Origin of the sequence: Bradyrhizobium sp. BWA-3-5 (assembly GCF_032917985.1) — a bacterium.
GTDB lineage: Bacteria > Pseudomonadota > Alphaproteobacteria > Rhizobiales > Xanthobacteraceae > Bradyrhizobium.
The window spans coordinates 4,616,635-4,639,681 of sequence record NZ_CP136626.1; the positions used below are offsets into that span (position 1 = coordinate 4,616,635).

Annotated in this window: 21 protein-coding genes and 1 tRNA gene; 5 read left to right on the forward strand and 17 right to left on the reverse strand. The window is 63.6% G+C overall.

What is annotated here, in order from left to right:
* Positions 1-110: 110 nt before the first annotated feature.
* A complete protein-coding gene (locus tag RX331_RS22465) occupies positions 111-2,399 on the reverse strand; it encodes an arylsulfatase (protein WP_317252094.1) in 2,289 nt (762 codons plus the stop codon).
* A gap of 143 nt (positions 2,400-2,542) precedes the next feature.
* Here RX331_RS22465 and RX331_RS22470 point away from each other — a divergent pair, with 143 nt between their 5' ends.
* Positions 2,543-3,253 carry a TetR/AcrR family transcriptional regulator gene (locus RX331_RS22470; RefSeq protein ID WP_317258211.1) on the forward strand — a complete coding sequence of 237 codons (711 nt, stop codon included), beginning with the start codon at positions 2,543-2,545 and terminating at the stop codon, positions 3,251-3,253.
* Positions 3,254-3,300: 47 nt separating this feature from the next.
* Here RX331_RS22470 and RX331_RS22475 read toward each other — a convergent pair whose 3' ends face one another.
* Genes RX331_RS22475 through RX331_RS22500 form a run of 6 tightly spaced genes read right to left on the reverse strand, consistent with a single transcriptional unit; the run spans position 3,301 to position 9,154 of the window.
* Entirely contained in the window at positions 3,301-4,350 is a 1,050-nt protein-coding gene (locus tag RX331_RS22475) for a LacI family DNA-binding transcriptional regulator (RefSeq protein ID WP_317252095.1), read from the reverse strand.
* On the reverse strand, positions 4,347-4,991 hold the full coding sequence (locus RX331_RS22480) for a ThuA domain-containing protein (protein WP_317252096.1): 645 nt from the start codon (positions 4,989-4,991) through the stop codon (positions 4,347-4,349). Before RX331_RS22480 ends, RX331_RS22475 begins: the two co-directional genes overlap by 4 nt.
* 10 nt (positions 4,992-5,001) lie before the next feature.
* Positions 5,002-6,099 carry a Gfo/Idh/MocA family oxidoreductase gene (locus RX331_RS22485; RefSeq protein ID WP_317252097.1) on the reverse strand — a complete coding sequence of 366 codons (1,098 nt, stop codon included), beginning with the start codon at positions 6,097-6,099 and terminating at the stop codon, positions 5,002-5,004.
* 22 nt (positions 6,100-6,121) lie between these two features.
* The gene (locus RX331_RS22490; RefSeq protein ID WP_317252098.1) at positions 6,122-6,970 is read right to left on the reverse strand and encodes a carbohydrate ABC transporter permease; all 849 of its coding nucleotides are present in this window, start codon (positions 6,968-6,970) and stop codon (positions 6,122-6,124) included.
* Positions 6,963-7,904, reverse strand: coding sequence for a sugar ABC transporter permease (locus tag RX331_RS22495; RefSeq protein ID WP_317252099.1), 942 nt, complete (start codon positions 7,902-7,904; stop codon positions 6,963-6,965). The genes RX331_RS22490 and RX331_RS22495 overlap by 8 nt, the downstream gene beginning before the upstream one ends.
* A 2-nt stretch (positions 7,905-7,906) precedes the next feature.
* Complete coding sequence (locus RX331_RS22500) at positions 7,907-9,154, reverse strand: extracellular solute-binding protein (RefSeq protein WP_317252100.1); 1,248 nt, start codon at positions 9,152-9,154, stop codon at positions 7,907-7,909.
* Between the two features lie 487 nt (positions 9,155-9,641).
* Here RX331_RS22500 and RX331_RS22505 point away from each other — a divergent pair.
* Positions 9,642-9,715, forward strand: a tRNA-Gln gene (locus tag RX331_RS22505).
* A gap of 173 nt (positions 9,716-9,888) precedes the next feature.
* Complete coding sequence (locus RX331_RS22510; protein WP_317252101.1) at positions 9,889-10,911, forward strand: LLM class flavin-dependent oxidoreductase; 1,023 nt, start codon at positions 9,889-9,891, stop codon at positions 10,909-10,911.
* 239 nt (positions 10,912-11,150) lie between these two features.
* Here RX331_RS22510 and RX331_RS22520 read toward each other — a convergent pair whose 3' ends face one another.
* The 3 genes from RX331_RS22520 to RX331_RS22530 are packed head-to-tail and all read right to left on the reverse strand — an operon-like array spanning position 11,151 to position 14,139.
* Positions 11,151-12,287 carry a hypothetical protein gene (locus RX331_RS22520; RefSeq protein WP_317252102.1) on the reverse strand — a complete coding sequence of 379 codons (1,137 nt, stop codon included), beginning with the start codon at positions 12,285-12,287 and terminating at the stop codon, positions 11,151-11,153.
* A 47-nt stretch (positions 12,288-12,334) separates the two neighbouring features.
* Positions 12,335-12,595, reverse strand: a complete 261-nt coding sequence (locus RX331_RS22525; protein ID WP_317252103.1) for a hypothetical protein — start codon at positions 12,593-12,595, stop codon at positions 12,335-12,337.
* Positions 12,595-14,139 carry a hypothetical protein gene (locus tag RX331_RS22530; protein WP_317252104.1) on the reverse strand — a complete coding sequence of 515 codons (1,545 nt, stop codon included), beginning with the start codon at positions 14,137-14,139 and terminating at the stop codon, positions 12,595-12,597. The genes RX331_RS22525 and RX331_RS22530 overlap by 1 nt, the downstream gene beginning before the upstream one ends.
* A 311-nt stretch (positions 14,140-14,450) precedes the next feature.
* On the opposite strand from RX331_RS22530, the gene RX331_RS22535 reads away from it, so the two are divergent.
* The gene (locus tag RX331_RS22535) at positions 14,451-15,767 is read left to right on the forward strand and encodes an acyltransferase (protein WP_317252105.1); all 1,317 of its coding nucleotides are present in this window, start codon (positions 14,451-14,453) and stop codon (positions 15,765-15,767) included.
* 25 nt (positions 15,768-15,792) lie between these two features.
* On the opposite strand, the gene RX331_RS22540 is transcribed toward RX331_RS22535, so the two are convergent.
* The 7 genes from RX331_RS22540 to RX331_RS22570 form a co-directional block, all read right to left on the reverse strand.
* The gene (locus RX331_RS22540) at positions 15,793-16,752 is read right to left on the reverse strand and encodes a catechol 2,3-dioxygenase (protein ID WP_317252106.1); all 960 of its coding nucleotides are present in this window, start codon (positions 16,750-16,752) and stop codon (positions 15,793-15,795) included.
* Between the two features lie 162 nt (positions 16,753-16,914).
* On the reverse strand, positions 16,915-17,760 hold the full coding sequence (locus RX331_RS22545; protein WP_317258212.1) for a hypothetical protein: 846 nt from the start codon (positions 17,758-17,760) through the stop codon (positions 16,915-16,917).
* Positions 17,761-17,767: 7 nt separating this feature from the next.
* On the reverse strand, positions 17,768-18,460 hold the full coding sequence (locus tag RX331_RS22550; RefSeq protein WP_317252107.1) for a 4-carboxy-4-hydroxy-2-oxoadipate aldolase/oxaloacetate decarboxylase: 693 nt from the start codon (positions 18,458-18,460) through the stop codon (positions 17,768-17,770).
* On the reverse strand, positions 18,457-19,182 hold the full coding sequence (locus tag RX331_RS22555) for a PIG-L deacetylase family protein (protein WP_317252108.1): 726 nt from the start codon (positions 19,180-19,182) through the stop codon (positions 18,457-18,459). The genes RX331_RS22550 and RX331_RS22555 overlap by 4 nt, the downstream gene beginning before the upstream one ends.
* A 56-nt stretch (positions 19,183-19,238) precedes the next feature.
* On the reverse strand, positions 19,239-20,237 hold the full coding sequence (locus tag RX331_RS22560; RefSeq protein WP_317252109.1) for a tripartite tricarboxylate transporter substrate binding protein: 999 nt from the start codon (positions 20,235-20,237) through the stop codon (positions 19,239-19,241).
* Between the two features lie 13 nt (positions 20,238-20,250).
* Positions 20,251-21,120, reverse strand: a complete 870-nt coding sequence (locus RX331_RS22565; RefSeq protein ID WP_317252110.1) for an amidohydrolase family protein — start codon at positions 21,118-21,120, stop codon at positions 20,251-20,253.
* A 46-nt stretch (positions 21,121-21,166) separates the two neighbouring features.
* Complete coding sequence (locus tag RX331_RS22570) at positions 21,167-21,895, reverse strand: TetR/AcrR family transcriptional regulator (RefSeq protein WP_317252111.1); 729 nt, start codon at positions 21,893-21,895, stop codon at positions 21,167-21,169.
* A 173-nt stretch (positions 21,896-22,068) separates the two neighbouring features.
* Here RX331_RS22570 and RX331_RS22575 point away from each other — a divergent pair, with 173 nt between their 5' ends.
* Positions 22,069-23,043: a tripartite tricarboxylate transporter substrate binding protein gene (locus tag RX331_RS22575; RefSeq protein WP_317252112.1), complete on the forward strand. Its 975-nt coding sequence runs from the start codon at positions 22,069-22,071 to the stop codon at positions 23,041-23,043.
* Positions 23,044-23,047: the final 4 nt, after the last annotated feature.

Below are 23,047 nucleotides of genomic sequence, written 5' to 3' on the forward strand. Positions count from 1 at the left end.
TCCCCGCGTAGGCGGGGAACCCAGTACGCCGCGGCTCTCGTTTTCATCGCGGGCGTCTCTGGGATACTGGATCGCCCGCCTGCGGGCGACGACAGCTTCGGTCAGCTGCCCTACTGCCGCGCCATCTCGGCCGCGCCAACCCCCTCGCCGTCCAGCTTCTGGTCATCGTGCATGTCGACCGTCACCCGCAGCAATTGCCCGGTGAACTCGAACGGCGCCTCGTAATGCGAGACCGGGCTGGAGCGGTCGCGGCCGATGTCGAGGCCGGACCAGGAGATGAAATTGTTGAAGGCGAGCTGGGTCTGGAGCGTGCCGGCCGGCTCGCCGTCGATCAGCAGCGTATAGGCCGTCACGCCGGTGCGGGCGCCCTTGGCCGGCGCTTCCTTGCGCACCAGACGCTCGACATGGACGCCGAGCCGGTGTGCGCCCGCCGGCACCTTGCGATTGGAAGTCAAGATCTCATGGCCGCCGCCGATGTTGAGGTCGTGCACCAAAAGGCCATCCTTGATGTAGAGGCTATAGCCTGACGTGGCGTCGCCATGGGCGATCAGCACGCCCTCGGCCCCCTCAGCGCCGATCTCGACATGGGCCTCGATGGTGTAGCTGCGGCTGCGCACATCGGGCGCGACGTCGGTCGGCACATGGCCCATGCCGGCGTGGAAGGTGAACTTGTTGCGCGCGCCGTGGAAGCGCGCCGCGTTCTCGGCAAAGCGCGGGCCGAACCGGTCGTCGAGCGGCAGCACATTGTGCTTCTCGGCCTCGCTCCACCACCGTCTTATCATTTCCGCCAATCGCTCCGGGTGCTTTTCCGCGAGGTCGTTCGTTTCCGAAAAATCCTGCGCGAGGTGAAACAGCTCCCATTTGTCGTTCTCGAACGGCGTGCCCGAGGGGTGGAAGGACACCGCCTTCCAGCCGTCATGCCAGAGGCCGCGATGGCCGAACATCTCGAAATATTGCGGCGACGATTTTGAGGGGGCGGATGGATCGCTGATCGAGCGCGCAAAGCTCTCTCCTTCGAGCGGCATCTGCGCGACACCGCCGATTTCGGCCGGCGCCTCGATCCCGATCAGGTCGAGCAGGGTCGGCGTCAGGTCGCAGGCGTGGACGAATTGATGGCGCAGTTCGCCCTTTGCCTTGATCCGGTTCGGCCAGCTCATGATGAAGGGATCGCGAATGCCGCCGCCATGGGTGTTCTGCTTGTAGCGGCGCAGCGGCGTGTTCGACGCCATCGCCCAGCCATGCGGAAAATTGCTGTGCGAGTCCGGACCGCCGATATCGTCGATCCTTCGCAGCTTTTCCGCCATCGGCTCCGGGCGGAAATTATACGGCCCCATCGCGTTGACGAAACCCCAGGGGCCGCCTTCCTGACTCGCGCCGTTGTCCGAGAGGACCAGGACCAGCGTGTTGTCGCGGATGCCGGCAGTGTCGAGGAAGCCGATCAGCCGCGCCAGATGCTGGTCGGCGTGATCGAGCATGCCGGCAAACGCCGCCTGCAGCCGCGTGAAGACGCGCCGTTCATCCGCGCTGTACTCGTCCCACGCCTTGACGCCGTCGTTGCGCGCGGGAAGCCGGGTTTCCGGCGGCACGATGCCCATCGCCTTCTGCCGCGTTATCCGCTGCTCGCGCTCGACGTCCCAGCCATGGGCGAACATGGAATCATAGCTCTTGATGATGCCGATCGGCGCCTGGTGCGGCGCGTGGCAGGCGCCGAGCGCCACCCAGGTCAGCCAGGGAATATCAGGCCGGTCGGCGACGTGATCGGCGATGAAGCGGATTGACTGGTCGACTAGGTCGGATGTGAGGTGATAGCCCTCCGCATAGGTCCCGGGGACATCGATATGGGCGTTGTCGGAAACCAGTTCCGGCGCGAACTGATCGGTCTCGGCATCAAGGAAACCGTAGAAGCGGTCGAAGCCGCGGCCGAGCGGCCAGCCGTCAAACGGCCCGGTCGCGCCGCTTTCGGTCAGCGGCGTGACGTGCCATTTGCCGACCATGTAGTTGCGATAGCCGTGCGGCCGCAACATTTCAGCCAGCGTCCCCGCCTCGCGCGCGATCTTGCCGCGATAGCCGGGATAGCCACTATCGAAATTGGCGAGGCAGCCGACGCCGACCGAATGATGGTTGCGCCCGGTGAGCAGCGCCGCACGTGTCGTCGAGCACATCGCGGTGGTATGGAAGCCGGAATAGCGCAGGCCCTCGGCGGCAAGTTTGTCGATGGTCGGTGTTTTGATCGCCGAGCCGTAGCAGCCGAAGTCGGAAAAGCCGACATCGTCGAACAGCACGAGAAGGATGTTCGGCGCGCCGCGCGGCGGCCGCTTGGCCTCCGGCCACCAGGGCATTGAGCCCGCCACGGTCTTGCCGATGGTGCCTCCGAACGGTTTTGCACTGCCTGTCGTCATGCTTTCCTCCCGTTGTCGAGGGATGCGCCCCGCGGTTGATCAGGGGTTCGCGGGCTCCAGGCCAAACGCCCGGAAGCGCGTTGCCAAAAACCATAATCCGAATTATAATTATGATTGTTTCCGAAGGAGACGCAAGTTCCGTGATGCAGCCCTCGATGCAATCCGCGGCGGCCATATCAGACTTTCCCGGCGTGACCCCGTCACGGCAGCAGCGCAGCCGCGAGACCACCGCCGCCCTTCTCCAGGCCGGCGCGGAGATGCTGCGCACGCACAGCCTTGCGGAATTGTCGATCGAGATGCTGTGCCGGAAGGTCGGCGCCACGGTCGGCGCCTTCTACAGCCGCTTTGAAAGCAAGGACGCCTATTTCAATGCGCTGATCGAACTTGCCGCGCGCGACGGCGCCGGCCGACTGTCGCGGATGAAAGACGACGGCCGGTTGGCCGACGCCGATCTCGCCGCGCGCAGCCGCCTCCTCGTCCGCGGCACCACCCATTGGATCCGCAACCATGAAGGCGTGCTGCGCGCCGCCCTTCAGCACGACGACACACGGCCGGACCGCTGGTCCACCTTTAAGGCATTGGCGCGCGCCAATGTAGCTGATGCCACCCCGATCCTGCTCGCCGCCATGGGCCCCGGCAACAAGGCCGCCAAGACCCGCGCCATCGCTTTCGGCTTTCAGGTCGTGCTGGGCACGCTGGTCAACGCCATCCTCAACGACCCCGGCCCGCTGTCGGTCCACGACCACGAGATGGAGGAACGGCTGGCCGGCTGCCTGTTGCTGCTGCTGCAGGCTGAGATGACGGCCGGGCGGGCCGCTGCGTCAGCGCGCAAGATGCGCAGACGCGGGAAATGAATGACGAACATTCGCGGGCACGATGCGCATCAGCTTCGAGCCCGAAGTTACGGCAGATTGTCCCGCAGAAAGATGTCGATGCGGATGCGCTCCTGGTCTGGGCTGATCGGCTCGCCCGAACAATGCGCGAGCAGGACACGCGCCGCCGATCGTGCCTCGTGGCCTGGATCCTGGTTGATGATGGCATCGAGCGTGCCGCGGACCAGGAAACGCCGCGTGTACTGCGTCAGCTCGTGGGTGATCCAGACCACCTCGCGCGCGCGTCCGGAGGCCTCAAGCGCATCGGCGATGCCGCGGTTACCGGCGCCGCAGCAGTATATGCCGCGCAGATCGGCATGGCGCGCGAGCAGCTCGGTGGTGAGCTTCCGCGTGCGCTCGCTGTCGTCGCGGCCCTCGATGACCGGCAGCGCGAGCAGGTTCGGGTATTCGCTGGACAGGATCTGGCGGAAACCGAAATGACGCTCGGTATGATCGCGCAGCGATAAAGATCCCGCGATCACGGCGACCGTTCCGTTGCGGCCGGCAAGAAAACGTCCCATCAGCGTTGCCGCAGTCCGCCCTGCGGCAGGGTTATCGATACCGACATAATGCAGGCGGCGCGAACTCGGCGCGTCCGACACCAGCGTCACCACGGCGACCCGGCGCGCGGCGAGTTCGTCGATCGCGGCGCGCACCCTGGGATGATCGAGTGCGATGACGGCAACGCCCTGATAGGCCGGCGACAAATTTTCCAGCACGCCGGCGAGCACGTCCGGATCGAACACGTCGACATGCAGGATATCGATGAAGCCGCGCTGGCCTGCCAGCCAGTCCGCGGTGCGCTGCACCTGCTCGGTCAGGTCGGTCATGAAGCTGTTGCTGCCGGTCGGCAGCACGAAGGCGAGACGGAACGTCTGCCCGCGCGCCAGCCGCGCGGCCGCGACATCGGCGCGATAGCCGAGTTTTGCCACCGCGGCCTCGACGCGCGCGACGGTCTTGGCGCGTACGCCCTCGCGCCGGTTCACGACGCGATCGACGGTCGCGAGCGAAACGCCCGCCGCCCGCGCGACGTCCTCGAGCGTGGCACGGACCGGCGGTTGCGGCGCAGCGCCCGTCATTCGCGCGCCGCCCACAGCATGCCGCGGGTCATCAACGTCCGGATCTCGGGCACGTCAAGCTCGTAGGCACGGTGGCCGAGCGAGGAATAGAACACCCTGCCCTCGCCGTAACGCTTCTTCCAGACCACAGGCATCACGACGCCGTCGATCCAGGGCGCGTGCTCGCCGGTAAAGGTGGTCGTCGCCAACACCTCGTTGGCCGGGTCGACATGCATATAGTACTGCTCGGAACGATGCTCAAAGCTCTTTAGGCCCTTCATGATGGGGTCATCCGGCTTCGTCAAGTCGACCTTATAGTCGATGATGTTGCCGGGATGCGCGACCCATTGTCCCCCACACAGGAACTGGTAGTCGACGGAATCTCGGAATGCATCGCACATGCCGCCGTGATGGCCGGCAAGACCGACACCACCGCGCACCGCAGCGCAGAGATTGAGCGCTTCGGCCTTCTCGATCTTCGACATGGTATAGATCGGGATGATCAGCGACAGATCGTGGATCGCGGGATCGGCGAATGCCGCCGTCGTGGTCTCGATCCGCACCTCAAAGCCTTCCGCCTTCAACCAGCTGCGGATCATCGAGGCACAGAGATCGGGATCATGTCCCGGCCAACCGCCCCACACAATCATTGCCTTGCGCATGTTCTTGTCCTCAGTCGACCTGTCCGGTTTCACGTCCGGCCGGCAGCATCGCCGGCCGCTCGACGCGGCTCTCGATCTTGACGCGCCGCCCCTCATCGGCGGAGGTCTGGAACGCCTCCATCACCTCCAGCACATGGAAAGCGAGCGCGCCGCTGGCACGATGCGGCCGGTTGTTCAAGATCGCGGACGCCATGTCGGCGACACCGATCGAACGGAACTCGCCCTCGACATGGCCGTGCGTCAGCGGCACCGCTTCCCATTCGCCGCCGGTTCTGGCCACCAGCACCTCGCCGCCGAAGCGATTCGGGTCCGGCACCAGCATGCTGCCCTTGTCGCCCCAGATCTCGATCGGGGCATGCCGATGCTTGGGCACGTCAAAACTCATCCCGATCGAGACGACCGCGCCGCTTTCGAATTCGAGCATGCCCGCGACATGCGTCGAAACCTCAACCGGAATCAGCGTGCCATTCATCGGCTGACTGGTGACCAGCCGCTCAATTTTCGGCCGCGCCGTCGAGCCCATCACGCTGGCGACCGGACCAAGCAGTTGCACGAGGTCGGTGATGTAATAGGGCCCCATGTCGAGCATCGGCCCACCGCCGCGCAGATAGTAGAAGCCCGGCGCCGGGTGCCAGCGCTCATGACCGGGACAGCCGAAGAAGGCGCTGCCCGCGACCGGCGTACCGATCGCGCCGTCGTCGATCAGCTTGCGCGCGGTCTGGTGACCGCCGCCAAGGAACGTGTCGGGCGCGCAGCCGACGCGCAGGTTCTTTTGCGCGGCGAGCTCTATCACCTTGCGCGCCTCCGTGACGTTGATACCGAGCGGCTTCTCGGAATGGACGTGCTTGCCGGCGCTCAGCACCGCCAGGCTGACGTCGGTGTGGGCGAGCGGCACTGTCAGGTTGACGACGATCTCGACGTCGTCGCGCTTCAGCAATTGATCGACCCGCATCGCCGGCAGCCCGAAGGCGGCGCCCTGGCGTTCGGCGACATCGCTGCGCATGTCGGCGAGCGCCTTGACTTCCATGACCGGAAAGCGCTGCGCCGCTGTCAGATAGGCGGAGCTGATATTGCCGCAGCCGATGATTCCGATGCCTACGCTTCTCATTGCAATCTCCGTGAGCTGCCGTTCATCCCTTGACCGCACCTGCGGTGAGCCCGGCGACGATGTGCTTCTGCGCCAGAAGGAAGAGAATGATCGTCGGCAGGATGGTCAGGGTGATGAAGGCCAGGATCAGATGCCACTCGGACGAATACTCGCCCTGATAAACCATGATGCCGAGCGGCCACGGGTACAGCGCATCGGTGTTGAGCATCACAAGCGGCAACAGATAGGCGTTCCAGCTGTTGACAAAGGTGATGGTGCCGACGGTCGCGAGGATCGGTCGCGACAGCGGCAGCGTCACGTAGCGGAAGAATTTGATATAGCTGCAGCCGTCGACCAGCGCCGCCTCGAGCAGTTCATAGGGAATGTCCTTGAAGAAGCGGCGCAGCAGCAACACGCTCATCGCGAGGCTGAAGGCCACCTGCGGCAGCGCAACGCCAAAATAGGTATCAAGCAACCCGAGATCGCGCACCTTGATGAACAGCGGCAATACCGCAGTCGCGGCGGGAAACAGCAGGCCCAGCGTCAGGTAACTGAGCAGCATCGAGCTGCCGTAGAATTTGACATGGGCGAAGGTGAACGCCGCCATCGAGGCGACGATCAGGGTCAGCGTCACTGCGAGCGCCGAGATGATGAGCGAGTTGCGCAGGAGCTGCCAGTAGCGCGCCGAGAACAGGATGTCGGCATAGTTCTGCCACTCCCAATGCCGCGGCAGGCCGAACGGGTTGACGCGCAACTCGCCGAGCGACTTGAAGCCGCCGAGCAGGGTTGCGAGCAGCGGTACGAGCACGAGTACCGCCACCACGGCGAGGAACAACGCCTTGAACAGCATGGCGGGATCGAACGGCGTGCGGGCGGTCTGGGCGTTACTCATCGCGCATGAACCATCGCTTGTAGGTGAAGGCAAAGGTCACGCAGATCACGAACAGGATGACGCCGACGGCGCTGCCATAGCCGACCCGCATGCGCGAGATTCCGTTGTTGTAGAGGAAGCTCACCATCGTGTTCGAGGAATCGGCAGGCCCCCCGCGCGTCAGCGGCATGACGAGGTCGAATAGCTGCAGCGAGCCGATGATGGCGAAAAACACCGAGAGGCGGATCGTCGGATAGAGCAAGGGGATGACGACATGGCGCAGGGTTTGCGACCGTGTCGCGCCATCGATGCGGGCCGCTTCGATCAGGCTCCTGTCGAGGCCCTGGAGCGCGGCGATGAACAGCATCATGTGGAAGCCGAAGTACTTCCAGACGATTACGATCAGGACGGCCAGCATCGACGTGTCGGGCGAGGCCAAGAGATGCGGCGGCTCGGCGCCGAAGGCGCGCCAGATCGATGCGACAAGGCCGTAATCGCCGTCATAGACGAAGCTGAAGATCAGTCCGGTCGCGATCTCGGCCAGGATATAGGGCATGAAGAACAGCATGCGCAGCGCCACCGCGCCACGGAAGCGCTCCGCCAGCATCAAGGCCAGTGTGAGCGCAAGCGGCAGCTGGATCGCGAGCGAGACCGCGATGATGAGCCCGTTGTTGCGCAGCGCGAGCCAGAACGCGCGCGTCTCCAGCACGAAGCGGTAATTGTCGAAGCCGATCCAGTTGGTCGGCTTGCCAAAACCGTTCCAGTTGAAGGCCGAGTACCACGCCGCCTCGCCGATCGGCAGCACCACGAACAGCGTGAACAACAGCAGCGCCGGCGGCAAGAACAGGATCAGCACCGTGAAGCGGCCATCCCAGCTCGGTCCACGGACCGCGAGCGGCGAGAACGATGTCTCGGTCGCGCCGATGGCCGGCGCGCTCGCAACCTGCCGCGCCACCCTCAGTTACCCTGCTTCCATGCGGCTTCGATCGCCTTGGCGGCGTCCTGCGGGCTCATGCTGCCGCCGGCAATCTCCGCCGTGACGTCATTGACGACACGACCGACCGAGGGCCCAAGACTCTGGTCATAGAAGTTCTGGTGGTAGTTGGACTTCGACAGATTGGCCGCGATCAGCTTCATGAAGGCGTTGTTGAGGCCGGCGTCCGCGCCCTGCACCACCGGGACGATGAAGTTCGCCGCGGCAAGCCGCGTCTGCACATCCTTCGAGACGAAGTATTTCAGGAAATCGACCGCCTCCTTCGGCGAGCCCTTGGTGATCAGCCAGCCGGTGATGCCGCCGAGCGTATCCGTCGGCGCGCCCTTTCCGCCGGCCACGACCGGAAAATCGAACCAGCAGATTTTGTCTTCGCTGAGGCCCGTCTTGTCCGCGGCGAGCGCGCGCTGCAAATGATAGACCGTGCTGATCGCGAGCGTCATCGCCGCCTTGCCGTCACCGAAGTAGCCGACGGCCTGAGGGTTCTTGAAGCCGAGAAAACCGTTCTGGAACGGCTGAAGATCGACGAGTTGCTTGAATAGCTCGCCGGATTTCTGGAAGGTCTCTCCGTTGAAGCCGCCATTTTCGCCGCGCAGCGCCGCATCGAACGCGGGCTTGCCGCCGATGCGCACCGCCAGGTGCGTCCAATAGAAGTGCAGCGGCCATTTGTCGGCGCCGCCGACCACGATCGGCGTCACGCCCGCGCCTTTCAAGGTCTTCACTGCAGCAAGCAGATCGTCCCAGGTCTTGATCCCTGCCGGATCGACCTTCGCCTTGGCCATCAACTCCGTGTTGCAGAGGAAGCCGACCTGCGAGAGCGCGGTGGGCAGGCCGTAGACGCGGCCATTGCTGGTGAATGCGGCGAGCGCCGCCGGCGTCAGACTGTCGCTGTACCCCTTCACCTGATCGGTGATGTCGTCGAGCACGCCGGCCTCGATCTGCGTCTTCAGGACGCCGCCGGCCCAGCTGTAGATGATGTTCGGCCAGTCCTTGGACTGCAGGATGGTCGGCAGCTTGGCCTTGTAGGCCTCGTTCTCCAGGAACTGCATCTCGACCTTGACGCCCGGATGCGACGTCTCATAGGCACGCGCGACCTCCTCCCAGATCTTCACCTGGGCTGGATTAGCCTCGATGTGGAGCCATTTCACGGTCGTGTCGGCGGCGGCGGCGCTGGCCCAAAGCAGACATGCGGCGACGGCGAGCTTCAGTCTCATCACAACCTCCCGACCGTTTTCTATTCTTTGGAAGCAATCCTGCCTTCAACTTTTGAGGTACGCAACTGAAATTCTGATCTGTGCACCTCACGCGGGGTGTGGCTAAGGTCTGCGCGAAGAACTGGACGGCGGGACCGCTGATCAGGAGTCAGCTGCGGCGTTTACTGCTGGGCTTGCCTGCGTCCTGCGTTGAGCATCGCAGCTCCGGCTTTGATCACGCGTGCATCGGGCGCAAATACCCTGCATCGCCTGGTCTACAAAACGGCTATCAGCGGATCGGCCAACGACATTGTGTTTGATTCGTCGGAAAGCCAACGAGCGATCACTTGCAAAGGTCCGACCGCCGCCTCCTAGACGCCCGCAACAAGAAGGGCTGGACCACGAAGGTCGACCCGGCTATATGACCCCTGCAAATCGCCGGGGTTGCAAAGCTCCTGGCCGATACTGAAAGTCCGCCGAAATAGCTCTGATATCTCAGTAGCTTAGGTGGGGAATGGTGTAACGGTAGCACAACAGACTCTGACTCTGTTTGTCTTGGTTCGAATCCAGGTTCCCCAGCCAGATCAGGCGCTTCAGCCAACAAAGTTGATCCGAACGGGCTTCAGCCGCAGGCGATGATCAGGACCCTGTCGGACCATGCAATCCGTCCATAATTGAGCCTTGGCCCGTTGCGCGGTAGCTCGGCGACGGCACCACTGCGACGCCGCCTGAAATGCACCGGAGATGGACACCTCATGAAGAAGATTGGATTTCTCTCCTTCGGTCATTGGTCTCCGTCGCCGCAATCGCAGACGCGTTCGGCCGCCGACACGCTCCTCCAATCCATCGAGCTTGCGGTGGCGGCCGAGCAACTGGGCGCGGACGGCGCCTATTTTCGGGTCCATCATTTTGCGCGCCAACTGGCGTCGCCCTTCCCTCTGCTGGCGGCGGTCGGCGCCAGGACGAGCCGCATCGAGATCGGGACCGCGGTCATCGACATGCGTTACGAGAACCCGCTCTACATGATCGAGGACGCCGGCGCGGCCGATCTGATCTCGGGCGAGCGGCTTCAGCTCGGCATCAGCCGGGGTTCACCCGAGCAGGTGATCGATGGCTGGCGCTATTTCGGCTTTCAGCCGGCGGAAGGCGAGAGCGACGCGGACATGGGGCGGCGTCACGCCGAAGTGTTCCTCGACCTGCTGCGCGGCCAGGGTTTTGCCCAGCCAAATCCGCGCCCGATGTTTCCGAACCCGCCCGGCCTGCTTCGGCTCGAGCCCGTCTCGGAAACCTTGCGCGAACGCATCTGGTGGGGCGCCGGCTCCAACGCAACGGCGGTCTGGGCGGCAAAGCTCGGCATGAATTTGCAAAGCTCCACGCTCAAGAGCGACGAGACCGGCGAGGCCTTTCACATCCAGCAGGCCGCGCAGATCCAGGCCTACCGCGCGGCCTGGAAGGAAGCCGGCCACGAGCGCACGCCGCGCGTCTCGGTGAGCCGCAGCATTTTCGCGTTGGTCGATGACCGGGACCGCGCCTATTTCGGACATGAACGTGACGGCGAGGACCAGATTGGCTTCATCGACCCGAGGACCCGGGCGATCTTCGGGAAAAGCTACGCCGCCGAGCCTGATGTCCTGATCGAGCAGCTCAAGGCGGACCAAGCCATCGCCGAGGCTGACACGTTGCTCCTGACCGTCCCCAACCAGTTGGGTGTCGATTACAACGCGCATGTGATCGAGGCCATTCTTACCCATGTCGCGCCTGCCCTCGGCTGGCGCTGAGGGTGCAGACCTCCCGCAGCTGAGCCGTATCAACCACCCGCAGCAACGGCAGCGCCGCGATCATGTGAATGCCGGGCCGCTTCCGCCAATGAATGCGCGACGGCTCGACCCCGAGCTTCAATCCGGGCTAGCGCGTGAACAGCGCCTGCAGGGCGCAGGTCGCTTCGATGCGCGCGAGCTGATGGCCGAGGTAGAAATGAATGCCGGACGGTCGCAAGATTGGCAAGAGGATCGCGCCGCTATGCAACGCGATCCGGAAACAGCGCCTTCAGCTTGAGCTGGAACAGGTCGGCAAATTTTCCAAACCCGGCGCGTGCGGGGTGAAGCTCGTTGTGCCAAGAGCTCGGTTGCGGCACCAACGTGCTCTGCGTGTTGATGAACGTGACCGTCGGACCGGCGAGCGAGGTCAGCATGACGGCAAACTGCTCCAGCATGGCCTTGACCACCGCCTCCATCGCCGCGCGCGTCGGAAACTTCCGCAGGTCGAAGGTCGGCTTGAGCCACGGACCAAATCCGCAGATCCCGCGGCCGTCGGGAATGGCAAAGTCATAGCCGTGAAAGACGAGGTGCGTGGCGGGGCTGATGCTGTCGCGCAGGCCGATCAGGTCTTCATAGCCGGCGCGCACAAGCGCCAGCGCCGCTTCAAAGCGTGCCTTGTGGATATGCGCGGCCGGGGGGATCGCCGGGTCGAAGTCCCTGACCCACAGCGCCATCGGATTATCGACGATATCGTTGCCGCCGCCCGAAAACAGCAGCACGTCCCAGGGACCGCCGGCCGGGCTGCCATTGGTCAGGTGCTCGGCCAGTACCATGCGCTCCTCGACGCCGAGCATGTAGCGGACCTCATCGCCGGCCTTCGCGAGATTCAGGATCGGCACGCCGAGCCGGTCTTCCAGGCGCGGGATGATGCCGCCGCCGAAAAACGGCACGGGATAGTCGAACCAGGAATCGCCCTCGGCGAAGATCTGCAGCGGGTCGAATGATTCACCGCCTTTCGCCGTCGGCTCGCCACCCGCGGCCTTATCCGCTGCCTTGGCGGCTTTGGAGCGGGGGCGCCGCGCGCCGCGGCGCTTCATGATCTCCATCGTCGCCTTGTATTCGCTGATACGTCGCGCCCGTTCGTCGCGCTGCTCCTCGCGCAGCTTCTCGCGCTCGGCGCCGACGGCGGCAGGTGACGCCGGGGGCGCCGCCGTCTTGCGCACGGCCCGCGCGGCCAGCTTTGGCTGCTTTGCCGCAGCCAGCGCCCGCGCCTCGTCGAGCGTAACAGGTCCGGCGGCCGGCGCGGCCTTCGCGCGAACAGCGGCCTTCGCCTTTTTGGCGCGGCGCTTGGCTGGCGAAGCTTTTCCGGTGGTCTTGCGTTTTCCTGCGCGCGCCATCTGCCCCTCCCCGGGTACGTCAGAACCGATCCAGCAACGCGGCCCGTCTACCGCAGCGTTTCGATCCGTTCGGCGAGCAGCGTGTAGCCGACGACAAAGCCGTCGCACTTCACGCGCTTGCCGACATATTTGTCGAGCGCGTCATCGGCGAAGCTCGGGCCGGCCTTGCGCCGCAACACCAGGCGCCGGCCGTCCGCCTCCAGCCAGACGGCCTCTCGCTCGCTCTTGCTGCCCTTGCCGAACACGCCGCGGACCACGGTGCCGGTCAACCCATCAACTCTCTCGGGACTATCGCTGCTGCTTCCCACTATTTTTCCGTGTAGATCCGATATCCGACGATCCGGCCACTGACCTCCTTGGCCACGGCCGCAACCCTCAGATTATCTTTTTTCGGCAGGTACACGGCAACGTAATAACGTGACGCCACCGGAACCGCCTTGCTGCCGCGCGGGCGCGCCCCTCGCGGCGTCTTGACGTCGAACGCCATGAATTCCCGCTTGGTTCCGATCCCGGCTTCCCTCGCGATGTTGCTGAGCGCCTTGCGTACCGTTTCGGACTTCCGCACGCTACGCGCCTTCTTGGAGGCGGTCGGCTTGCTCTCCTGCAGCATCTGGCCGACGGCGCGCAGCTTGGCGCGGCGCTGTTGCCTAGCCTGGCGTTCCCCCTGCTCGGCATCGACGCCCTTCGGAACGCCGGTCGGGCTCGGAACCAACGCCGGCACCACGGACGGATCGCCGAGCAGGCTGAACTGCCCGAGTGTCTTGAGATCGACCGGGTCAAGCTCTCCGGTCTGCTCGACGAACTGCTGACGCGCCGTCAGCGCTGCGCGCCCGAGCGATGCTCCGCCGAGCACCGCGAGCAGGAAGTATTGGGTGATGAGATCGGCCGCGCTATTGCCGTCCGCCGGGCCGTAGGCGATCGTGCTGCTGCCGAAATAGCCGTAAGCGCCCTGGATGAGATATTGCTGGCAGATCGGCAGCGGCAGCCCCAGCGTGATCGAGTCGTAGAGCTCGGCGCCGTAACAGCATTCGACGGACGCCACCGTTCCGGGCTTGATCCTCTTCTTGATGCCGTCGCTGTTGAGCGATACCGGCTGGGAAGCGCCCTTCTCGCCGTAGAAATTTGGATCCGCTGGGCCGCCATGGCAGTTGATGAAATGAGCGAGCGGCGCCAGAACGGAAGCCAGATGCGTCGGCCCCTTTGGCGGCGCGATCGAAATCTCGGTCGAATTGCCGAATATGTTGGTGAGACTGAGCTCGGACGACTTGCGCCACGAATACGTCGACAGGCCGAAATACCTGCCGTAGTCGGCCGCATTGTAGGATTTGAATTTCTCAGCAAACCCGAGCAGTGAAACCAGATAGTCGGGCGACGTGGCCTTGCCGTTCGCTCCCACCTTTCGCGTCAGGTCGGGCAATCGCCCCACCACCCGGGTCGGCCCCTTGAAAGTCGCGATGTCCCGCGAATACGGCGTATCGCACGCATAAGGCAAATCGCCATAGGCAAATTTGTCCGGGTCGTCGTCGGACTGAGTGTGAGCCGGATTGTTCATGTCCTGATGCGGAACAATATCGGGCGCCCCCAGGATCAAAAGGTAGTCGGGATCGGCGGCCTTGAAGATCGCATCGATCGCTTCCTTGTTCTGGCGCGCATCGGTCGGATCGGTGACGGCCTTGCCCTTGAAACTCTTCATGGCGACCGCGTCGTCCAGATAGACCAGGCGGCTCTTGATGCCGCGCTTGGCATCGGCCGCGATCAGATCGGTGATCCCCTGCTTGATTTTCGCAACGCCGGCCGTGCCGTATTTGGCTTTTAGCGCATCACGGTTGCTAACGATGATCTTGTCGTCCATCGCGACACCCCCATGCAATGAAATAGTCCACCGCCGAAAATTGGCGGGCAATTCTTCAGGTCAATATCAATACTACTGCAGGATGTATCGCCCCATCGGCTGTGTCAATGCCGGCGAGCCTGCACGCGGCTCGACAACCTGCCGTCGGCGCGTTCGGGACAAGCGCAGCAGAGCCTGAGTCTCACGCCCCTGCCCGTCATGGGTGCGCGACGGGCACGCAACATGGTCCTTCGATCCCAGTCCCGCGCCGGTTGTGGCCCCGCTCTTGCTGACGGAAATGCAACCTGAAAGATCCATGGAAGAGATGTATCATGTTGGGAACGAAATCACCGATTGCGGCCCGCTTTGAGGCACTTGACGCACTGCGGGGCGTCTGCGCGCTGCTCGTGGTGCTCTTCCATGTTCCCGTTTACCATGCGCTCAAGGACATCGGCTCCTTCGCAAACCTGCAGTTTTGCGTGGACATGTTCTTTGCCCTGTCCGGCTTCGTGCTGTGTCATGCCTATGGCCAGCGCCTTAACGACGGCGCCGAGGGCACTCGTTTCGTGGTGTTGCGGTTTGCCCGCCTGTGGCCGTTGCACATCGTGATACTGGCCCTGTTCGTCGGGCTCGAGACCGGCAAGTTCGTCTTCAGCCGCGCCGATACCGCATTGGCGCTGGACTCCCAGGCTTTTGCCTCAGGGCGCTCGCTCTGGGAAATCGTCACCAACATCCTGTTTCTGCAATCCTTCAACCTGCATCCCGGGATGTCATGGAATGGCCCCGCCTGGAGTGCGGCCGTCGAATTCTACGTATCGATCCTGTTCGCCGCCGTCGTTCTGGTCTTCCCGCGCCAGCGCTACGCGATCTTCCTCGCGCTCTTTCTGGCGGCCGGCGTGCTGCTCTATCAGGTTTCGCCAGACAAGCTGTTTGTCTCGTCCGATTGGGGCATCCTGCGCGCCATGTTCGGCTTCTTCGCGGGCTGCCTGGCGTATCAGCTGCGCGCGCATTCGCATGCGAAACTGACCGCGCCGAGTGTGTGGGAGGCCTGCTGCGTGGTGCTGGTCATCGCGTTCGCCGCGACCAGACCGTGGGGTCCGTCGCACTACGCGTTTCCGCTGCTCGCCATCATCGTTCTCTACGTTTTCTCCTATGATCAGGGCGCCATTTCCAAGGCCTTGCATTCGTCCATTCTGCAAAAGCTCGGCCTGTGGTCCTACTCGATCTACATGATCCACACCTTGCTGTTTCAAGTAACGAAGATGGGGATCTCCTTCGTTGGGCAGAAGGCGCATCTCAATCTGGTCGGCTGGCATAATGAGGAGAAGCTCATGCTGCTGGGAACGCCGGAACAGGCGGTGTTGCCGGCGCTCATCCTGACCGTCCTCATCGTCCCCGCCGCCGCGCTGACCTATCGCTGGATCGAGAAGCCGGCGATAGACGCCGCAAGGGACCTGCTCTCACCGCTCCGCTCGACGCAGACGGTCCTCGTCAAATCGGCAACGTCGCCCGGCATTCTAGCAGCCGCATTCGCCGGCCGGATATCGCGATCGAGCGCACGGCTATTTCCCCGCTGGGCACGGGGGTCGATTGAGACGGGCCTCGGCCGGCTGCGCGCTATGTCCAGGCGCACCACCAGCAGCATGTGATCCTGCCAGGCCGGCCGCGGCGGGCTCAATCGGCCGTGACCGGCGGCGTGCCGTGGGTGTGAAATGACTCGATCGTCCTGAGCCCCCACGCCTGGCCCTTCTTGCGCTCCTCCTCGGTCCAGACGATCGGCTTCCAGTCAGGCGCGAGGATCAGGCGCGCACCGGCATTGGCGACCTCGACGCGGTTGCCGCCGGGCTCCCAGACGTAGAGGAAGAAAGTCTGCTGAATCGCGTGCTTGTGCGGGCCGGTCTCGATATAGACGCCGTTCTCGAGAAAGATGTCGGCAGCGCGCAAAATCTCCTCGCGGCTGTCGAGCGCGTAGGTGACGTGGTGGAAGCGGCCGGCCTTGCCGTAATGATCGCGGGTATAAGCGAAGTCGTAGCTTTTGTTCGACATCGTCATCCACATCGCCGCTTCCGTGCCGTCGTTGAGCACGATCTGCTCGGTGGTGCGCAGGCCGAGATAATTCTCGAAGAACAGCCGGTTCGCCTTGATGTCGACGGCGAGGCAATTGAGGTGGTCGAGCCGGCGGACATTGACGCCGCGCGCCGGAAACCGCTGCGCCTGGTTCTTCAAGGCGGGCTTGAGCTCGGGCGGCGCCTGATACCATTCGGTCTCGTAATAGAGCTCGACGATATGACCGTCGGGATCGCGGCAACGGAACGCCGGCCCCTGCCCCATATCGCCGTCGACCCAGCCGATATCGAAGCCCGAGCCCTTCAGCGCAGCGACGCGGCGCTCCAGCGCCTGCGGGCTGCGGGCGCGCAGCGCCATGTGCTCCATGCCGGAGGTTTTTGAAGCTGTTAGCTTGAGCGAATAGCGCTCGTAATCGTCCCAGCCGCGTAAGTACACCGACTCGCCTTTCTGCCCGCTGATCGTCATGCCCATGACATCGACAAAGAACTTCAGGCTCTCGTCGGGTTTGGGCGTCAGCAACTCCATGTGGCCGAGATGGGCGAGATCGAAGATCGGCTCAGGGGTCATTGTGGTTCTCCTGACTAATACAATTCCGGGCTGTCATACCCCGCGAAAGGCGGGTATCCAGTACACCGCGCCATCGAGAGCTACCGAGACGCCTCGGAGTACTGGATCATCCGCCCCAGTGCGCAATTGCGCACAAGGCGGATGATGACACCGGTGAGCGGATCACCAGAGTGCTCGAGTCACATCGTCGAATAGTTCGTCGACCGCAAACGCGCGTGGAATGAGCTTTTGCTGCGCGGAATAATCGATGATCAGTTGCACCGAACGCTGCATTTCGTCGCGGGTAAAGCGCGGCGCGGCGAGCGAAGTGGTGGCCGCCTCCCTCAGCAGCCGATGAACCTCCCGCACGGCGTCGGGATGCTGATCGGACATGGTCTGGCTCACCACCACCATATGGTTGATCGGCACCACCCCGTGCTTTTCGAACCAGGCCTTCTCCTCCGCCGCAACATCGGCAAACAGCGGCTGCAAATCCGGATGATCGGATTTCTCGCCGAGCACCGCATCGAGTTCGCCGTCGATCAGCATCTGCATGATGTGCTTGCCGGCGCCCGCCCGCTTGGTCGTATCGGCGAATTCGGCGACATGGGCATCCTCGAATGTGACCCAATCGATCGAGTCGAGATCGACGTCATAATCATTGGCCAGAATGCCGCGCAGCCAGGCGCCGGTCGTGGTGGTGAAGGAGCGGATGCCGACGCGCTTGCCGTTGAGATCGCGCGGGGTCAGCTTCCCCGCTCTTACATTGTAGAGCGCATGGCCGTGCTGAAACCGCGCCAGCACGACATCGGGCAGCAGCACCATCGGCTTGCCGAAGGACTTCGCCATCAGATAGGTGACGATCGCCATCTCCGAGACGTCGAATGCCCCTTCCCGGACCATCGGTTTGAAGCCTTTGTTGGTCGGCGAATACTGCGCGAACTCCAACTCGACCAGATCTGACCTGATCGATCCATTCTTGAGCGCGGATGTGCCGGGATGGTCGCCGAGCAAGGTGCGCAGGCGCATCGTCACCTCAGTCCTCCCAGAGCTCGTCGACATAGACGAGGCCGGCCTTCGCCAGCGGCTCGCGCATATTGTACATGTCAAGGCCGAGCACGCCGGCGGCGAGTTTCTGACGCTTGCCATCCTCGTCGGCGCGGCGCTTCTCGCCCTTGGCGACGACATCGGCCGTGTCCTTGCGCGCGATGACCACCACGCCATCGTCGTCAGCCACCACGGCATCGCCCGGCTTGACGTTGATGCCGGCGCAGACCACGGGCACGTTGACCGCCCCTAACGTCGCCTTCACCGTGCCCTTGGCCGAAATCGCCTTCGACCACACCGGAAAGCCCATCTCGCGAAGCGATTTCGCATCGCGGACGCCGGCATCGATTACGAGGCCCTTGACGCCGCGCGCCATCAGCGAGGTCGCCAGGAGATCGCCGAACATGCCATCGGTATTATCGGTTGTGCAGCCGACCACCAGGATATCGCCCGCCCGGCATTGCTCGACCGCGACGTGGATCATCCAGTTGTCGCCGGGTTGCGCCAGTACGGTCACGGCGGTGCCTGATGCCTCCGCCCCGCTCCACACCGGGCGCAGATACGGCTTCATCAACCCAAAGCGGCCATAGGCCTCATGTGCGGTGGCGACGCCGAGCGCGCCGAGCCGTTTCACGAGATCAGCATCTGATCGTTTGATGTTGCGGACGACGACTGTCTTCATGCCAGTTCCTCCAGCGCCATCGGGAACAGCCGCTGATAGGCCTCGCCATAGGTCATCGGCTTGCCCGTGTTGCGACCGCCTTGCACGCCCCGCTGCAGCGCGACGCGTTCATAATAGGCCCACAGATGTTTCTGCGCCGCGAGGATCTCGAAGGTCTTGCGCTTGATGTCCCAGACCTCGTCGATGTTGAGGATCACCTGCGGCTTGAAATTGCACATCTCCGGCTGGTGCGGCTCGAACAGGAACACTGGCGGCGCCGAGTAGGTGTATTTTGCTCCGGGCTTGTGGCCCATCGCCTGCGCGACCACGCGGGTTTCTTGGGCGAAATGTGCGGCGTTCGGATGATCGAAATTATAGGGGTCCTCCAGTGCATGGGTCAGCACGAAGGACGGATTGAGTTCGCGGTAGATATCGACCATGCGGTCGAAATGCGCCTCGGTGAGCCGTAGCGGATAATCGCCGGCGTCGAAGAACTCGATTTCCGCACCGAGCATCTCAGCGGCGCGCTGCGCCTCGTCGCGCCGGCCGGCCTTGACTTTCTCCATCGTGGCGCCCGCCTCCTTCCAGGCGAACTGGCTTTCGCCGCGCTCGCCGAATGACAGGCAGGCGATCTTGATGCGATATCCCTTCCTGGCGTGCAGCGCGATTGCGCCGCCCGCACGCCAGACGAAATCGCCGGGATGCGCCGTGACCACAAGGCCCGTTTTGCCAGCATTGCTCATGATCGGAATTTCCTCCTTCGCTTAAGCCGCACGGGTCGGCCGCACCGGCCGCGTGGCTATTGTTTGGCAATTCCTGCGTGCTCGATCACCTCAGCCCATTTGTCGATATCGCTCTTCAGACGGTCGAGGATTTCCTCGGGCGAACTCGCCTTGGCCTCGATGCCGAGATCGAGCGCGCGCTTTTTCATCTCTGGCGACTCGAGCACCTCGCGCAACGCTGCGTTCAGCGTCTTGATGACATCCGGCGGCGTGCCTTTGGGCGCAAAGATCGCGTTCCAGGACCGCGCCTCGAAATCGCCGCCGCCCGCCTCTTTCACCGTCGGCAGGTCAGGCAGGAAGGTGGTGCGCACCGGGCCTGACGAGGAAACGGCAATCGCCGCCTTGTCGGCGATATGCGACTGTACCGCGCTGTAATTCTCGATGGCCAGCTGAATGTCGCCGCGCAGCAGCGCGATCAGCACTTCGGGCGAACTGCGGAACGGCACAATGGTGACGTCGACGCCGGCGGTCGATTTGAACAGTTGCGCCGCAAGGTTCTGGGTCGATCCGACATTGATAGTGCCGACATTGAGCGCGCCGGGTTTCTGCTTCGCCGCCTTGATGAACTCGGCCAGCGTCGGATATGGCGCACTGGCTTGCGTGACGAAGATGAAGTCGAAATAGCCCATGCTCGAGACCGGCACAAAATCGGTTACCGGATTGAACGTCAGGTTCTTGAACAGCGAAACGGAAATCGCGGTGCCGTTGCTGAACAGCGCCAGCGTATAGCCGTCCGCCGGCGAGGACAGCACGGCGCGCGCAGCGTTGATGCCGCCCGCGCCTGGCATGTTCTCGATGACGAAGCGCTGGCCGAGCTTTTCGCCGAGCCTTTCGGTCACGAGCCGCGCGGTGACGTCGGCCACGCCGCCGGCACCAAAGGGAAGGATCAGCCGCACCGGCTTGTTCGGATAGTTTTGCGCGTGGGCGATTTGCGGCAGGAACAATGCCGCAAGCAGCGCCGCCGCCGCGAACGACGCGCGGCGCCGACTCAGGCCGTATCGCTGGCGTTTGTCCATCGCACGCGCTCCCTCAGAACTCGAACAGCCGCGCCGGATTGTCGACCAGAATCTTCTGCTGCAACTCCGCTTCCGGTGCAAACAGCGGAATGAGGTCGACCAGGTCGCCGTCGTTCGGCATTACCTTAACATTGGGGTGCGGCCAGTCGGTTCCCCAGATCACGCGGTCCGGCGCCGTCTCGATGATGCGGCGCGCAAAGGGCACCGCATCGTGGAACGGCGGTCCGCTGGAGGATACCCGCTCACAGCCGCACACCTTGACCCAGCATTTCTCGTCCCGCTGCATTAGGTCGATCAGCGTCCGGAACGGAAGCTGCTCGAGACCGTCGGCCGCCTTGACGCGACCCATATGGTCGATGGTGTAGCGCACCGGCAGTTTTGCCAGCAGCTCGGCATACTCAGGCAGATCGATCGCATCGAAATGCAGATCGATATGCCAGCCGAGTGGCGCCACCATCGCGACGATGCGGTGGAACACCCTCATGTCGGGCACGCCGCCGAGGTGGCGCACGAAGTTGAAGCGGCAGCCGCGAAAGCCGCCGTCGTGCAGTTCGCGTAGGCCCCGCTCGGTGATACCGTCGTCGATATTGGCCACAGCGCGAAAGGTATTGTCGCTTACCGTGATGGCATCCAGCGCCACGCGGTTGTCAGTGCCGTGCACGGATGCATTGACGATGACGGCGCGGCCGATCCCGAGCTTCCTGTGCAGCGCCCGAAAATCCTCGAGCGGCGCGTCCGGCGGCGTATAAGGCCGCCCCGGCGCATAGGGATATTTGTCGCCGGGCCCGAAGATGTGGGTATGCGCGTCACACGCCAGCGGCGGCAGCTTGAACTTCGGCGTGCGCGTATCGGGATCAGGTCCGGGAATCGTCGGCTTGTTCATGGTGCTTTCTGCAGTACTTGGCTCGCCCTGATAATTTCGGCGATGACTAGTCGGCCGTATCTTCTTTTCGCTTTCGGCCAGCGGTTGGCGACATGCGTGGTTGAACTGGCTTGCGGCGACGCGACGCATCGTCGATGTGATCGATATCGGACGCCTGCAACGAGGCGACTGTCGCCGAGACGATCTGCTCGATCGCCTCCGCCATGTCGGCGCCGTCGGCCTCGCCGCGCGAGAGCCGAGTCACCCGCTCCGGATTGACCAGCGTATAATAGAGTGCGCCGAGCAGGAACTGCGATCGCCACACGATGGTCGTTCGCGGGATATGCGGCAGGCTCTCCACGATCGCGTCGATAAACGCATTGGTGGTGTCGTCGAAGATTTCCGCGATGATGCGGCCGACCACGGCATTGCCCTCGGCTGACATCACAGCGCGCAGCCGCGTGAACCGCGCCCCGCCGCCGGCAAGATCGCTGCTGGACGAAAAGGCCGGCTGCACATAGGCGCGCACGATCGCCTCCAGCCGATCCTGGACGTCGCGCACGCGCCTTGCCGCCACCAACAGCTCGATGCGGCGCTTGTTCATCGGCCCGCAGTGACGCTTGTAGATTTCGAGCAGCAGCCCGTCCTTGCTCTTGAAGTGATAGGTGATGCTGCCCGGATTGGCGCCGGCTTCCAGCGCGATGTCGCGGATCGACACGGCGTTGAAGCCGCGCGTCGAGAACAGCAATTCGGCCGCGCTCAAAATGGCTTCCCGCATGTTGGGGTTTCGCGTCATGGCATTTGCTTTCCGTTCCCGACCTTTGTACGTTTGTACAAAATATCAGGTCTAGTCAACAAACATCTGCCGCGGGGTGGGTTGCCGTGATAGCTGGGCTGCGATGACAGGGAGAGCCGCCGGACGCGCGGATTTTTCAAATGATCCCGGCAACAACAGGAGGACGTCTTCTCATGACCGCTCGCAGAGCCTTCATCCGCTGCACGCTGGCTGCCGCGTTTTCATTCGCAGTTACGAGCGCTCATGCAGATCAATTCCCGAGCAAGCCCGTCCGCATCCTGGTGCCCTACGCCGCCGGCGGCGCGGTCGACGTGCTGGCGCGCACGCTCGGGCAATCGCTGTCGAAGACCTGGGGACAGCAGCCGGTCATCGAAAATCGTCCGGGCGCCGGCGGCATCATCGCCTCGCAGGCGCTGACGCAATCGCCACCGGACGGCTACACGCTGATCCTCGTCGCCAGCGGCCATCCACTGAACCAGTTTTTCTATCTAAAGCTGCCCTATGACACCTTCAAGGATTTTACCGCCATCAGCGAGATCGCCTATTCGCCGCTGGCGATCGTGGTGTCCAAGAACAGTCAGGTGAAGAATCTGCAGGAGCTGTTGGCGACCGCACGTGAGAAGCCGGAGTCTTTATCCTACGGCATGTCCGGCAACGGCACCTCGGCCCATCTCGCCGGCGAACTGCTCAACTACATGGGCAAGGTCAAGATCCAGGCGATCCCTTACAAGGGCGGCGCCCCTGCCCTCACGGCCGTCATCGCCGGCGAGATTCCCATGAGCGTCAATCCGCTGCCCGAGGTGGTCGGCCGGCTCGAAGGCAATGCGGTGCGCGCCCTTGCGGTGACGACTGCGCAGCGTTCAAAGGCGTTGCCCGACGTTCCAACTGTCGCCGAAGCCGGCATCCCCGGCTATGACGCCTCGGTGTGGTGGGGCTTTCTCGGGCCTGCGGGCATGGCGCCCGATCTCGTCGCAAAAATCCACGCCGATCTTGCCACCGTGCTGAAAGATCCGGTGGTTGTGACCGCGCTGGACAAGATGGGCGCCACGCCGGTCGCAAGCTCGCCAAAAGATTTCGACGCCTTCATGCGCGCGGAAGCGGCGAAGTGGGAGCCGGTGCTTAAGGAGGCCAATATCAAGGTGCAATGAGATG